Source organism: Gordonia sp. LMA167 (assembly GCF_058130025.1).
In genome coordinates, this window is the sequence record NZ_CM176708.1 from 307,437 (window position 1) to 320,600 (window position 13,164).

The 13,164-nt window shown below is 65.0% G+C and carries 14 protein-coding genes; 10 read left to right on the forward strand and 4 right to left on the reverse strand.

Features of this window, described 5'->3' with window-relative positions:
• Positions 1-264 precede the first annotated feature (264 nt).
• On the forward strand, positions 265-2,121 hold the full coding sequence (gene leuA, locus ACVT6V_RS01365; RefSeq protein ID WP_489898029.1) for a 2-isopropylmalate synthase: 1,857 nt from the start codon (positions 265-267) through the stop codon (positions 2,119-2,121).
• A 169-nt stretch (positions 2,122-2,290) separates the two neighbouring features.
• On the opposite strand, the gene ACVT6V_RS01370 is transcribed toward leuA, so the two are convergent.
• A complete protein-coding gene (locus ACVT6V_RS01370) occupies positions 2,291-3,739 on the reverse strand; it encodes a hypothetical protein (RefSeq protein WP_489898030.1) in 1,449 nt (482 codons plus the stop codon).
• Positions 3,740-3,929: 190 nt separating this feature from the next.
• On the opposite strand from ACVT6V_RS01370, the gene ACVT6V_RS01375 reads away from it, so the two are divergent.
• Positions 3,930-4,091 (forward strand): hypothetical protein, encoded by a 162-nt coding sequence (locus ACVT6V_RS01375; RefSeq protein WP_489898031.1) that lies wholly within the window; start codon positions 3,930-3,932, stop codon positions 4,089-4,091.
• 36 nt (positions 4,092-4,127) lie between these two features.
• On the opposite strand, the gene ACVT6V_RS01380 is transcribed toward ACVT6V_RS01375, so the two are convergent.
• Positions 4,128-5,402 carry a cytochrome P450 gene (locus tag ACVT6V_RS01380; protein ID WP_489898032.1) on the reverse strand — a complete coding sequence of 425 codons (1,275 nt, stop codon included), beginning with the start codon at positions 5,400-5,402 and terminating at the stop codon, positions 4,128-4,130.
• A 95-nt stretch (positions 5,403-5,497) separates the two neighbouring features.
• Between ACVT6V_RS01380 and ACVT6V_RS01385 the strand changes: the two genes are divergently transcribed.
• The 5 genes from ACVT6V_RS01385 (at position 5,498) to ACVT6V_RS01405 (ending at position 9,548) form a co-directional block, all read left to right on the forward strand.
• The gene (locus ACVT6V_RS01385; RefSeq protein WP_489898033.1) at positions 5,498-5,644 is read left to right on the forward strand and encodes a DUF1059 domain-containing protein; all 147 of its coding nucleotides are present in this window, start codon (positions 5,498-5,500) and stop codon (positions 5,642-5,644) included.
• A 107-nt stretch (positions 5,645-5,751) separates the two neighbouring features.
• Positions 5,752-5,943: a ferredoxin gene (locus ACVT6V_RS01390; protein ID WP_489898034.1), complete on the forward strand. Its 192-nt coding sequence runs from the start codon at positions 5,752-5,754 to the stop codon at positions 5,941-5,943.
• A gap of 324 nt (positions 5,944-6,267) precedes the next feature.
• Positions 6,268-7,071: a TetR/AcrR family transcriptional regulator gene (locus ACVT6V_RS01395; protein ID WP_489898035.1), complete on the forward strand. Its 804-nt coding sequence runs from the start codon at positions 6,268-6,270 to the stop codon at positions 7,069-7,071.
• Between the two features lie 790 nt (positions 7,072-7,861).
• On the forward strand, positions 7,862-8,974 hold the full coding sequence (locus ACVT6V_RS01400) for an IS110 family RNA-guided transposase (protein ID WP_489898036.1): 1,113 nt from the start codon (positions 7,862-7,864) through the stop codon (positions 8,972-8,974).
• A 148-nt stretch (positions 8,975-9,122) separates the two neighbouring features.
• On the forward strand, positions 9,123-9,548 hold the full coding sequence (locus tag ACVT6V_RS01405) for an SRPBCC family protein (RefSeq protein ID WP_489900673.1): 426 nt from the start codon (positions 9,123-9,125) through the stop codon (positions 9,546-9,548).
• Between the two features lie 90 nt (positions 9,549-9,638).
• Here the strand turns inward: ACVT6V_RS01405 and ACVT6V_RS01410 are convergent, their stop codons facing one another.
• On the reverse strand, positions 9,639-9,785 hold the full coding sequence (locus ACVT6V_RS01410; RefSeq protein WP_489900674.1) for a helix-turn-helix domain-containing protein: 147 nt from the start codon (positions 9,783-9,785) through the stop codon (positions 9,639-9,641).
• A 297-nt stretch (positions 9,786-10,082) separates the two neighbouring features.
• On the opposite strand from ACVT6V_RS01410, the gene ACVT6V_RS01415 reads away from it, so the two are divergent.
• From ACVT6V_RS01415 to ACVT6V_RS01425, 3 genes are all read left to right on the forward strand, one after another.
• Positions 10,083-11,576: a GAF domain-containing sensor histidine kinase gene (locus ACVT6V_RS01415; protein ID WP_489898037.1), complete on the forward strand. Its 1,494-nt coding sequence runs from the start codon at positions 10,083-10,085 to the stop codon at positions 11,574-11,576.
• 29 nt (positions 11,577-11,605) lie between these two features.
• Positions 11,606-11,944 (forward strand): response regulator, encoded by a 339-nt coding sequence (locus ACVT6V_RS01420; protein ID WP_489898038.1) that lies wholly within the window; start codon positions 11,606-11,608, stop codon positions 11,942-11,944.
• A gap of 73 nt (positions 11,945-12,017) precedes the next feature.
• Complete coding sequence (locus ACVT6V_RS01425; RefSeq protein ID WP_489898039.1) at positions 12,018-12,239, forward strand: response regulator transcription factor; 222 nt, start codon at positions 12,018-12,020, stop codon at positions 12,237-12,239.
• Positions 12,240-12,276: 37 nt separating this feature from the next.
• On the opposite strand, the gene purU is transcribed toward ACVT6V_RS01425, so the two are convergent.
• Complete coding sequence (purU, locus tag ACVT6V_RS01430; protein ID WP_489898040.1) at positions 12,277-13,152, reverse strand: formyltetrahydrofolate deformylase; 876 nt, start codon at positions 13,150-13,152, stop codon at positions 12,277-12,279.
• Positions 13,153-13,164: the final 12 nt, after the last annotated feature.

Genomic DNA, 13,164 nt, shown 5'->3' on the forward strand with positions numbered 1-13,164 from the left:
CCCCAGTTCAGCGCCGTTTTGCCGGGATTGTCCCCGATGTCTGCAGCCGTCGGGCCCCACCCGCTGGACCACCGGCTCCGGCTGTCCCCGGCGACGGCTAACACCGACATTTGATCCTCGCCAGCGCTGGGGAGTACAGTCCATGCCATGCAGCGCGCGCTCCTTCTCGGTTGCCGCGGCGGGGTCTGATTCGACCGGCCCTCCGTCGCGGGGCTTCTTCACGCGCCGGTCATCTTCCCTTCGATTCACGGAGATTGACCACAAATGGCAGCAGCAGATTCATTCACCTCGGGTACCAGCCGGATCGTCGAGCCGGCCGGACCCATTCCCACCGATCAACCGGTCTGGAACACCCAGCGCGGCTCCGCGATGCCGGTACACCGCTACCGGCAGTTCGCCGACGAGGTCGAGCGGGTATCGGTACCCGACCGCACCTGGCCGGACCAGACCATCACCACCGCACCGCAGTGGTGCGCGGTCGACCTGCGTGACGGCAACCAGGCACTGATCGATCCGATGAGCCCGGCGCGCAAGCGACGGATGTTCGAACTCCTTGTCCGGATGGGCTACAAGGAGATCGAGGTCGGCTTCCCGTCCGCCAGCCAGACCGACTACGACTTCGTCCGAGAGATCATCGAGGACGGCGCGATTCCCGACGACGTCACCATCCAGGTCCTCACGCAATGCCGCGAGGAACTGATCGAGCGCACCTTCGACGCCTGCCGCGGCGCCAACAAGGTGATCGTCCACTTCTACAACTCGACGTCGGTCCTGCAGCGCCGCGTCGTGTTCCGTGCCGACAAGGCGGCGATCACCAAGATCGCGACCGATGCCGCACACAAGGTCCTCCAGGAACAGCAGAAGTACCCGGACACCCAATGGCGCTACGAGTACTCGCCGGAGTCCTACACCGGCACCGAGCTCAGCTACGCCAAGGACGTCTGCGACGCGGTCACCGAGATCATCGCTCCCACACCGGAGAGTCCGATGATCATCAACCTGCCGGCCACCGTCGAGATGGCCACCCCCAACGTCTATGCCGACTCGATCGAGTGGATGCACCGCAACCTGGCGCGTCGCGAGTCCATCATCCTGAGCCTGCACCCGCACAACGACCGCGGGACCGCCGTCGCCGCAGCCGAACTCGGCTATCAGGCCGGTGCGGACCGCATCGAGGGATGTCTGTTCGGCAACGGTGAACGTACCGGCAACGTCTGTCTGGTCACCCTCGGCATGAACCTGTTCAGCCGGGGCGTCGACCCGCAGATCAGCTTCTCCGACATCGACGAGATCCGTCGCACCGTCGAATACTGCAACCAGCTCAACGTCCCCGAGCGCCACCCCTACGGCGGCGATCTGGTCTACACCGCGTTCTCCGGCAGTCACCAGGACGCCATCAACAAGGGCCTCGACCAGATGAAGGTCGATGCCGACGACGCCGATCAGGACATGGACGACATCCTCTGGCAGGTGCCGTATCTGCCCATCGATCCGAAGGACGTGGGCCGCAACTACGAAGCGGTCATCCGCGTGAACAGCCAGTCCGGCAAGGGCGGTGTCGCCTACATCATGAAGGCCGACCACGGCATGAACCTGCCGCGGCGTCTGCAGATCGAGTTCAGCCGGGAGATCCAGAAGATCACCGACGGCGAGGGCGGCGAGGTCAACCCGAAGGAGATGTGGGACGTCTTCGCCGACGAGTATCTCAACCCGATCCGGCCGCTGGAACGCATGCGCCAGAAGGTGGATGCCGCCGAGGTCGACGGAGGCGAGGACAACATCACCGCGGTCGTGAAGGTCGACGGTGTCGAGCGCGAGATCTCGGGCGCCGGCAACGGGCCTCTCGCCGCGTTCGTCGACGCCCTGTCCACCGTCGGATTCGACGTCCGCGTGCTCGACTACAGCGAGCACGCGCTCACCTCCGGCGGAGACGCCAGCGCGGCGGCCTACGTCGAAACCGAGGTGAACGGCGAGACCGTGTGGGGTGTCGGCGTCGCGTCGTCCATCACCACGGCGAGCCTGCGGGCTGTGGTTTCCGCGGTCAACCGCGCATACCGCGTCGCCGCACCACCGACCGACTCCGAGGACGCCGGGACCGCACCGCGCACCTGGGCTCCGTAGGAGTCACCTCCATCGCGTGCCGGATCCGTTCGGCGCCGACCTGATCCAGCGTGGCCGCGGGCCACGCGACAGACCCACGATGACCCCGGTGACCCCGGGCCGTCGTGTCCAGGCATGGGCCGGGACCCATTTCCAGCGGGCGATCCTCGCTGTGGGTCCCGGCCCATTCCTATGTGTCAGACCTCGCCTCGCCGGCCGATGACGGCGCGTCGGGCAACGGCTCGGTGTCGGTCTCGTCGACGTCCGGACCGGCCTCGCCGGTCAGTTCCGGGTCCGCGGCGACCTTCTCGCTCCCGTCGACCTCCCGCTTGCCGGGCCGCATGGCCACCTCGAGGACGACCAGCACCAGGCAGGCGATCAGCACGGTCCAGATGACCACCATGCCCGTCGGGTAGGACCAGAACATCAGGATCAGGGCAGCGATCGCGACCACCGCGATGCGCACCGGGATACGCGCCTGCCACAGGATGCGCTCGAAAGTGTTGGGCGCGCGTTGGGCCCGGCGCGCGTCCAGGGCGCCGACACCGCGGGTGAATCCGCGACGCACCGCGGTCGCCGAGCGCGACCCGCCCGCAAAGAACGCGACGATCGCCACCACCAACGCCAGGATCGCGACCGCTCGCAACGCGAGACGGAGTGGTTCGACGACGGTGTCGAAGATGGCGCGGGCCGCGTCCGGTGCGAGGACGTCGGGCGGGACCTGATTCAGGTAGATCGCCCGTCCGATCAAGAGGGCCAACGCCAGCAACAGCATGCTCAGCACGATGGCGATGGCCACCGTCGCGGTCATACGCAGACGACGACCACCGCCGACGAGCGCGATGGCACCGACCGCAGCCGCCAAGGCCAGCCACGGCAGGGCGGTGGCGATCTTGTCCAGGGCATTCACCCACCGCTGCGCCTTGGCCAGTTCGGGCGACTGGAACACGACGAACTTCTTGTCGACCGCCGGGATGTTGCCGGCGAAGTTCAACCCGCGCGCGACGAGGCGTGTCTTGACCTGGGCGATGATCGGCTTCAGGTCGATGCTGATGGTTCCGGTCTGATCGATCTCGACCGCACCGTGTTGCGTATCGCCGGTCACTGCGGCGACGACACCGTTGTGCGCCGCGCGGTTGGCGGTCACCCACAGATCGCGGAAGGCGGCGGACTGCACGAATTCCGTCACCGTCTGCTGGATGAACGACTTCGCCTGACCGGCGATGACCGGCGCCAATCCGACCACCGCGTTGTCGAGGCGGGGGCGCTGGGCAGGGGTGAGATCGACGAGCTGTTGCAGCGCCTCGCGGGTCATGCCCTCGATGTCGACCCGGGAGTTGATCTGTGCGGTGACCGTGTCGACCACCTGATTCTGGACTGCCGGATCGGAGGCGAGGGGTGCCACGGTCGAGACGTAATGGTCGGTGTCCAGGAGCTCGCTCCGCACGAAGCGCGTGGTGACCGACAACAGTGCGAGCAACGCGCACAGGAACACGAGCACGCCTGCCCCGATGCGGCGACCCAGCCTGCGGTCGCGCGACTTCTTCGGCTGCACGGCGACCATCGCCCGTAGCCTCTCGAGCTCTGCGCGTTCCTCAGCGTCGAGCGGACGGACATCGTCGGGGGTGGCGTCGGTCACGTCAGGCCTCCTGGTCGAGCGCGATCGCACCGACCCGATGAAGCTCGAGGTCGTCACGAACCGGCGTGCTCACGGTATCTCGGTGCGCTCAGAATAGCGGCCGATCACACCGACGAGACCGATGTGAGACTCAGTACCTTTGCGGTTCTGCATGTGACAGCGCGGATTCGTGATCGCACAATGGGATGACATGGATACCTTGGATATGACCCTGGCTTTGACCCTACTGGCCGTTCTCACGTTCTCGACGATCGGGATCGGCATGGTGATCGGGATGGTGGCGCGCGCAGACGCACACCGCGTGCCGGTTCCGGCCGATGATCGCCGACCGGAGATCGACACGCTCCGCTGACGGTCCGCCCTCATCGCGACGACGCGTCGGCTCCGCTCACCGTCGCTGTATGGACATCTTCTTGATGCCGTGCACGAAGTCGCTGCGCACGTATTCCGGGTCGCCGAGCTGCACCGCGGGCAGGCGAGTCAGCAGTTCGGAGAAGAGATGCCTGAGTTCCATCGTCGCCAATTGCTTGCCCAGGCAGAAGTGCGGTCCGCCGCCGCCGAACCCGACGTGCGGATTAGGATAACGCCCGAGGTCGAATCGATGGGGGTCGTCGAAGACCTGACCATCGAAATTGCCTGAGCTGTAGAACAGGACCAGCTTCTCCCCCGCTGCGATCGGCGTGCCGGCCACCTCGGTGTCGACCACCGCGTGTCGCGCGAAGCTGATCACCGGTGTCGACCACCGGATGAACTCGTCGATCGCCCCGGACATCCGCGACTCGAGATCCTCGAGCAGCCACTCGGTTTGATCCGGATTGTCCATCAACGCCTTGAATGCATGCGACGTCGTCTGTTTGGTGGTGTCGTTGCCCGCCGATGCGAGCAACACCATGAACGCGCCGATTTCCTCATCGGTGAGGCGATGACCGTCGACCTCGGCATTGACGATGTTGGTCATCAGATCGTCGTGCGCTTCGACCCGACGTTTCCTGGCCAGTTCCACACCCGCCCCGGTCAAGACCCCGAGCTGGGTCATCAAGAAGACCGCCTGTTCCTCCAGCGCGCCCCCGTAGTCGTCGTCACTGGCGCTGAACACGCTTTCCGCCGCGAACGCCACCGCTTCGTGCTCGTCCGGTGGCAATCCGATCATCTCGGAGATCGTCAGCATGGGCAGCTTCTTCGACACGACGTCGGTGAAATCGACCGGCGCACCCGCTTCGAGCTCCGCGAGCAAGCCGTCGACGATCCGTGTGGCGTTCGCCGCGATCTGCGCCTCGATGCGGCGCACCTGCTTGGGGGTGAACGCCATCGAGATGAGCCGCCGATAACGGGTGTGCTCAGGCGGATCCATCGTCAGGAAGAAGGTCATGCTGCGCTGGATCTCGGCCGGCATCGGGTCCATGCTGATCCCGTTGCTCGAACAGAAGATCTCCGGGTGCTGGCTGACGTGGCGGATGTCCTCGTGTCGGGTCACCGCCCAGTAGCCGGTCTCATCATGCGGGAACATCGCCTCGGAAGGCCGGTGCCAGGTCAACCCGTCCGCGGCGCGGAGGTGGGCAAACGTCTCGTCGCGGCGACGAAAGTCTCTCTCCCAGAATGACGGAGCAGAGATGTCGAGCGGATGAAACGCGTGGGCGGAGGCCACGTCACCGACCTTGGACATGGGGTACCCCCAGAAGGTTCCAGAACATGTCGATGTGCTTACCGTAATCTATCCAGTATTGTCAATGGCGGCATCCGTCGGCATAGTCTGTACTCATGAAGACACGACTGACCTGCCCGTGCGGCGAAGCGATCAGGGGCACCGACGAGGACGACCTGGTGGAGAAGGTGAAGAAGCACCTCGCCGAGAACCATCCCGACCACGACTACAGCCGCGACGAGATCCTGTTCATGGCCTACTGACGTCCGCTCGACCTCGACTGCATTGACGCAACTCCGCACGCGCCTCTACCGTTGCACATACAGTAAGTGCGATTGGCCGACTCGGCCATGACGGAAGGGGGTCCTCGATGCGGATCACTGTCGACACCGACAGATGTGTCGGACACGGCCTGTGCGAGGCGACCGATCCCGATGTCTTCGAGGTGAACGACGACGGCTTTGTCGACATCGACGAGACGGCCGCCGCGGGCGCGCCGGAATCGGTTCTGCGCGAGGCCGCGAGCAACTGCCCGTCCGCCGCGCTGGTGCTCGAATCCTGACCCCCGACATCTGGCGCGCCGTGTCGGATGTCGTCACCCCGACAGGGGATCCCGTATGCGATACAGTGGCCGCCATACGGTCCTGAGCCCGCGCGGCCCAACGACCATGGTTGCTGAGCCGCAAGGCCCAGTAGCCACACGGTCGCTGAGCTGCGCGGCCCAGCGACCATGGTTGCTGAGCTGCGCGGCCCAGCGACCACGGTTGCTGAGCTGCGCGGCCCAGCGACCACGGTTGCTGAGCTGCGCGGCCCAGCGACCACACACGGTCCCTGAGGTGCGAGGCGCCAGCCGAGCCACGAAGGGCAGGTCAGGAGGTGGGTCGAGGTGGCACGCAAGGAGAACGCCCCGAAGCGCGAGCGCCGGGAACGCGGATCGATCGATCCCGAGGACATCATCAACGGTGCCTTCGAGCTGTCCGAAGAGGTCGGGGTGGACAACCTCAGCATGCCGTTGCTCGGCAAGCATCTCGGTGTCGGCGTGACGAGTATCTACTGGTACTTCCGCAAGAAGGACGACCTGCTCAACGCGATGACCGATCGCGCCATCGAGCGCTACAAGCTCACCGCGGCGATGCGGCCGACGGACGGCGACTGGCGCGATCGCCTCTACGCGCACGCGCACGCGATGCACGATGTGTTCCGCAGCAACCCGATCCTGTGTGACCTCATCCTGATCCGCTCCTCGCTCGGCCCGAAGAACGCTCAACTGGGCGCCAAGGAGATCGAGCGGATCGTCGAGGACCTCATGAGCGAGGGTCTGTCCCTCGAGGATGCCTACGACAGTTATTCGGCGGTCCAGCTACACGTCCGCGGCGCCGTCGTCCTCGCAAGGCTGTACGAGAAGAACAAGGCCGAAGACGCAGCGGCACAGGCCTACTACGAGAGTCTGGTCATCACGCCGGATCAGACGCCGATGCTGGCGGAGGCCGCCGCCAAGGGACGGGTCGGCGGCGCCCCCGACGACCAGAACTTCGAGTACGGCCTGAACTGCATCCTCGACCACACCGCTCGTCTCATCGAGGAGCAGAAGAGCGGCGCGAAGACACCCGCGAAGCGGGCCCGCGCCGGCAAGGCCCCGGCCAAGAAGGCGCCCGCGCGCAACCGGGCCACCTCGAAGGCGGGTAGCTGACCCTCCGGGCCGACGAGCCCCGCTCCCCGATGAGGTCCGGGTCCGGCTGACACCCCGGCCCTCGACGAGGTCCAAAGCCGCGCCGCCCCGGTCCCTGAGGAGGTCCGGAGCCGCGCCAAAATCCCCGGCCCTCCGGTCCCTGAGGAGGTCCGGAGCGCTAGCGGAGGACCGTCACGAAGGGCCCTTCGTGACGCTCGCAAGCTCGCTCCTCAGGGACCGAGAAGTCACCGCTCGCAAGCTCGCTCCTCAGGGACCGGGGGACGCTCGCAAGCTCGCTCCTCAGGGACCGGGGGACGCTCGCAAGCTCGCTCCTCAGGGACCGGAGGGGCGCTCGCAAGCTCGCTCCTCAGGGACCGAGAAGTCACCGCTCGCAAGCTCGCTCCTCAGGGACCGAAAAGTCGCCGCCCGCACGCCCACTCCCTCACAGACCGAAAGATTGACGCTCGCACGCTGGAGGAAGAGCGGTCGGTCAAGGCTGGTCGAGTAGTCGGCGAGCGGCAGCGAGCCGACGTATCGAGACTGTGAGTATTGAGTGTGCAGCTCGGAGGTGATGGGCTGTTGGTTGATGGTCATCGTTGTGACTCTTATCGAGACTGGCTGTGTGCCTTTGCCTGGACTTGTCCAACGATGATCATCGGCCCCGGCCCAGGTGGGCGAGCTTTCTGGCCTGATCAGGAGCTTGACCGTGTGAACGTAGCCGCGTTCGTCACGTGTCCCATCCTCAGTCCTGCCGACTCGCCTGCCTGGACCGGAACCAATCAATGTCGGTTCCACATCCTAGGAGGAACGCATGACCAGTGTGACTGATCTGCGGGAGATGGTCGAGGTCGTCATCGGTGTAGACACCCACGTGTACAAGCATGTCGCCGCCGCGGTGGATGCCCGCACTGGCGCTCATCTCGACACGGTGACCGTCAGCGCCGATGCCGACGGGTACGCCAAGGTGCTCGCGTTCGCCGACCGGCATTCGCCGGCGCGGTTCTTCGCGATCGAGGGCCCGGGCATTCATGGTGCCGGTCTGACCCGGTTCCTGATGGATGAGCAGCGTGGTGAAATCGTCGTCGAACTCGACCGTCCGGAGCGGGCCAAGCGTCGTCACGGCGCGAAAACCGATGAGATCGATGCGGTCCGGGCCGCGCGTGAGGCCCTGGCCCGGCCCCGCCTGGGCACACCGCGGTGCGGTGGTGATCGTGATGCGCTCTCGACGCTGCTCAGTGTGCGGCGATCGGCTGTCGACGGTGCCGCTGACGGTGCCCGGCAGTTGTTCAACCTGTCCATCGCCGCTCCCGACGTGCTGCGCGAGCGCCTGGGCGTCGAGACAGATACCGCCCACATCGTTTCTCGCGCAGCGAAACTGCGGGTCCGCAACGAGTGGGACCCACAGACCGCCACCATCGCCCGAGCCTTGCGGCAGTTGGCCAAACGCACCCAGACGTTGCGTGCCGAGGCCGACGATCTGGAAAAGCAGATCAAGCAGATCGTCGCCGCGTGGCGGCCCGATCTCCTCGACGTGTTCGGGGTCGGGCCCATCACCGCTGCGGTCGTGCTGTGCGCGTGGAGTCACCCCGGACGCATCGACTCCCGCGCGGCGTTCGCCATGCTCGCCGGCGCCGCACCCATCCCGGCCAACAGCGGCCAGACCACCACCCGCTACCGGTTGAACCGCTCCGGCGACCGCCAACTCAACCGGGCGCTACACACCATCGCGGTGTGCCGGATGCGCTACGACGACAACACCCGTCGATACGTCGAACGCCGCGCCAGCAAACAAGGAGGCAACAAAACCCGCCCCGAGATCCGCCGCTGCCTGAAAACCTACATCGCCCGCCAACTATTCACCCTGCTCGAAAACCCCAAACACAACACCCAAACACACCCCGAAACCCCAGCTCAGGCCGCCTAACAACAAGCCCTTGACAAACCATAGGAGCGTCCCGGCGGGCCGGGCACCCGTGCCATGCCCCGCCAAACGCGATACGGTCGGGCGGGGATTGAAAACGGGGGTGCCGCAGCGTGGCGCCGACGATTCGAAGGAGGCTGCCGTGGGGGTGGTGCGACACAGTGCTGTGGTCAACTGTCGACGCGAAGATGCGTTTGCCTATGTGAATGACCATCGGACAGTGCCCGAGTGGATGTTCGGGGTCAGCACGTTCGATCCGGTCACCGAGACCACCTACGGGCCGGGTGCGGCCTTCGCGGTGGCCATGACGCTCGGTCCGAAGTCATTGACGTCGACCGTCGAGGTCACCGAGTTCACCGAGAACGAACTGGTGCGCCTGCAGGCGGTCAAGGGCTTCAACGCCGGTACCGTGTGGAGTTTCGCCGACGCCGAGGACGGCACCGAGGTGAGCGTCGAGTTCACCTACACACTGCCCGGTGGCATCGCCGGCCGCGCATTCGGAGCCGTGATCGAACCTGTTGTCGGGCAGGCTATCCGGCACACCGAGTCCAAACTGCGGACTCGGCTGGAAGGGTAGCGACCGGGTGGAGCGCTACTCGGCGCCATCTCCGGACACGTCGCCGAATTCGGACGCCGGCCCGGAGGTGGAAGGTACTCGGACGTCCGGTCAGCCCGCGTCCGCCTCGGCGTGACCATCCCGGAATCGGCACGGGCTGATACCCACGAACCGCCGGAACACCCTGCTGAAGTGCGAGACGTCCCGGAACCCGACGTCGGCGCCTACCTCTGCCACCGAACGGCTCGTCGCGAGCAGGTGTGGACAAGGTCCTGGGCAGGCCTATGATCAATGTGTCCAGCGCCCGGATCGAGACACATATTGACGCGCACGGCAGCGCAGTGGGCAACACCCCTCTCGCGCATCGCCATTCAGATGCGCGAGTCGACACGTGACGCCGAGCTCCTCCTCACAGCGGAGCCCTCGCCCGCCGCTCGGAGCCCAATCAGGCCAAATGGGGACTCACCCTCGACGTCACCTATGCAGCACACGACATCGCCCTCGCGGACCGGCGATCGCATCCTCCGATTGGCTGACGGCCGTATGATGTCCGGAGTGGAGATCGATCCCATTCTCGATGCGCTTGCCGTCGGCGTTGCGGTAGTCTGCCAGGCTGGCATCGTCGTGTGGATCAACGCGTCAGGTGCCGGCCTGCTGGGCGCTGCCAACCCCCATGAGCTCATCGGGGCGCAGGGGCCGTTCGAGGTCGGTGGCGATCCGAGCGACAGCGGCGCGGTCGAGCGAACCGTCTTCTGGGATACCGGTCAGGGCGATTACCGGGTTGTGGCTTATCAAGTCGGTGCGCTGGTGTCTGACGGGGTCGTCGTGTCGTTTCGTGATGTCACAGAGCAGGTTGGGCGGCAGGAGCGGGTGGCCGCGTTGGCGCGCACAGCTGCGGCCACGGCTTCTGAGAGGTCGATCGCGACCGTTCTGGACGCGATGGCTCGAGAGGTGCAGCGATCGGAGGGGGTGGCCGGCACCCAGTTCATCACGGTGAGCCCGGTTGACCGACGACTGCAGGTGATGGGTTCCGCGGGATTCGATGAGGTCGACACCTTTTTCGAGCTGCTCATGGCGTCACACGAACGGGGAGCGACGCTCGCCACCTTTGAGGTGATGGATTCCGGACGACAGATCGTGTACCCAGATCGTAAGGCGACGATGCTCGCTGACCAACGGTGGCAACCGCTGCACGCCTACATCTCGCAGCTGGAGTGGCAGGACTTCGTGTCCACGCCCCTGATCGTGCGCGGCCGTGGCATCGGCGTATTGAACGTGTACATGGAGCCCAACTTTCAGGCGGGCCCGGTGACTCTCGACTTCTTCACCGCGATGGCGGAGCAAGCCTCACTGGCGCTTGACTATTCGACACTTCTCGAACGGGACAGGATAGCCGTTCGGCGCGATGAGCGAAAGAAACTGGCTCGCGACCTTCATGATTCGGTGGTCCAGCAGGTGTTCTCCATCGGCATGCAGTCCCGCGCGCTCGGCACGATGGCCGAGGGCCTACCTGCTCCGATGCGCGAACGGATCGCTGAGATCGCCGACGACATCGCAGATTCCAGCAAAGCTGTGCAGCAGGACCTGCGCGGCATCGTGCTGGCGCTGCAGCCCTCGGTCGCCGCCGAGATCGGCCTCCGAGCGGCTTTGCAGCTCTTGATCGACAAGATCTCACGAAACGTGGACATCCGTTTCACGCTTGTCGTCAGCGCACTGTTGCCCGAGACGAACGCGGATTTCGTTGAGGACGCCTACCATATTGTCGCCGAGTCGATCTACAACGCGGTCAAGCACGCGACACCGGAGAACGTCTCGGCTTCCATCGCCTTCAATCTCGAATCGAACTTCGCAACAATTGATGTCGTTGATGACGGGGTGGGCCCGGGTAGTCTGCGGTCGATCACCGGTGGATACGGGCTGACATCGATGCGTGAGCGCGTTGCACGCTGGTCTGGGCAGGTCGATATCACTGAGAATGTGGACGGTGCGGGTACCCGAGTACATGCCCGTCTGTCGCCGTCGGCGACGAGAAGGGGCACGGTCGAATGATAGATGATGAGCGGACGAGTATTCGGGTCATGGTGATCGACGACCATGCGGTGGTTCGGCGCGGTATCCGGAGCTTTCTGTCGACGACGGAGGACATCTCGGTTGTTGGCGAGGCGGGCGACGGCATCGATGCCCTGGACAAGATGGCGGCAATGGCCGCTCATGACGAACTCCCGGATGTGGTGTTGCTTGACCTGATGATGCCGCGAATGGATGGAGTGCAGGCGGCGCGTGAGATCACGACACGTTTTCCTGTCGTCAAGGTCGTGGTGCTGACGAGCTTCGGTGAGTCCGAGCGTGTGCACGCCGCTCTGGCCAACGGCGCCTCTGGATATCTGCTCAAGGGATGCCGATCCCAGCGAGGTTGAATCAGCCATCCGCGCCGCGGTACGCGACGAAGTGTTCCTCGATTCGGCCGTGGCGCGCCAGCTCGCTCGGCAGATGGTGACACCAAGCGGAGGCCTGCGAGCATTGAGCGACCGGGAGCGCGAAGTGCTCACCCTGGTTGGGCGCGGGTTGTCCAATCGGGAGATCGCCAGGGAGTTGTCGATCAGCGAGCGGACGGCCCGAACCCACGTGGGCAATGTTCTGGCAAAGATGAACCTGACGTCGCGGACCCAGGCCGCCTTGGCTGCGGTGCGCGAGGGACTTGTCCAGCCCTGACTCGTCCAGTGGCGGTGACGGTTTGGTGGCCCCCGACCTAGTCGGGGAAGACCACGGTCGTGCCGCCATTGATAAGGACGCGTCCGGTCACGTGATGGTGCACAGCACTCGCGAGTACCCGCCGCTCGATGTCACGGCCTTTACGCACCAGCTGGTCTGGTGTGTCTCGATGGCTGACCGACTCGACGTCTTGGGCGATGATCGGACCTTCGTCGAGATCGCCGGTGACGTAGTGGGCGGTGGCCCCGATGAGCTTCACTCCCCGGGCATGAGCCTGATGGTAAGGCTTGGCGCCTTTGAAGCCCGGCAGGAACGAGTGGTGGATGTTGATGCACTTGCCGGCGAGCGCATGTGACAGATCGTCAGACAGGATCTGCATATAGCGGGCCAGCACGACGAGGTCGACGGTGTATTCGTCGATGAGGGCGAGAAGTTTGGCCTCTTGCTCGGCTTTGGTTTCCTTCGTCACAGGGAGGTGGTGGAAAGGTATCGAACCGAAATCCACGTTCTGGTACACCTCGCGGGGATGGTTGGACACGACGCCGACCACGTCGATCTCCAGCTCGCCGGTTCTCCATCGGTAGAGCAAGTCAACTAGACAGTGGTCCAGCCTGGACGCCATGATCAGAACGCGAGCACGGTCGGCGGCACTCTTGATTGTCCAGTTGGCCTCGAACGAGGTCAGCACCGGCGTCAGGCCGACGGCCAGGTCCGACGTCTGGAGTCCGCCTCGGACCACGTTGAATTCGATGCGAGAGAAGAATTGTCGGGTCAGTGGGTCGTCGAAGTGTTGAGAATCCAGGATGTTGCATCCGAGCTGGAGCAGTGCTGTCGACACTGCGCTGACAATGCCGGGTTCGTCACTGCAGGAAAAGGTCAAGATGTACGACGTGTTCATTGGTGCGGATCGCATTCTGCCGGTTAT

What these genes read in the sequence shown, in the direction of transcription:
- ACVT6V_RS01390 (WP_489898034.1), top strand. Translation starts at nt 5,752, where the DNA reads ATGCGGATCACTGTCGACACCGACAGATGTGTCGGACACGGCCTGTGC.
- purU (WP_489898040.1), bottom strand. Translation starts at nt 13,152, where the DNA reads ATGCGATCCGCACCAATGAACACGTCGTACATCTTGACCTTTTCCTGC.
- ACVT6V_RS01385 (WP_489898033.1), top strand. Translation starts at nt 5,498, where the DNA reads ATGAAGACACGACTGACCTGCCCGTGCGGCGAAGCGATCAGGGGCACC.
- ACVT6V_RS01400 (WP_489898036.1), top strand. Translation starts at nt 7,862, where the DNA reads ATGACCAGTGTGACTGATCTGCGGGAGATGGTCGAGGTCGTCATCGGT.
- ACVT6V_RS01375 (WP_489898031.1), top strand. Translation starts at nt 3,930, where the DNA reads ATGGATACCTTGGATATGACCCTGGCTTTGACCCTACTGGCCGTTCTC.
- ACVT6V_RS01380 (WP_489898032.1), bottom strand. Translation starts at nt 5,402, where the DNA reads ATGTCCAAGGTCGGTGACGTGGCCTCCGCCCACGCGTTTCATCCGCTC.
- ACVT6V_RS01420 (WP_489898038.1), top strand. Translation starts at nt 11,606, where the DNA reads ATGGTGATCGACGACCATGCGGTGGTTCGGCGCGGTATCCGGAGCTTT.
- leuA (WP_489898029.1), top strand. Translation starts at nt 265, where the DNA reads ATGGCAGCAGCAGATTCATTCACCTCGGGTACCAGCCGGATCGTCGAG.
- ACVT6V_RS01425 (WP_489898039.1), top strand. Translation starts at nt 12,018, where the DNA reads ATGGTGACACCAAGCGGAGGCCTGCGAGCATTGAGCGACCGGGAGCGC.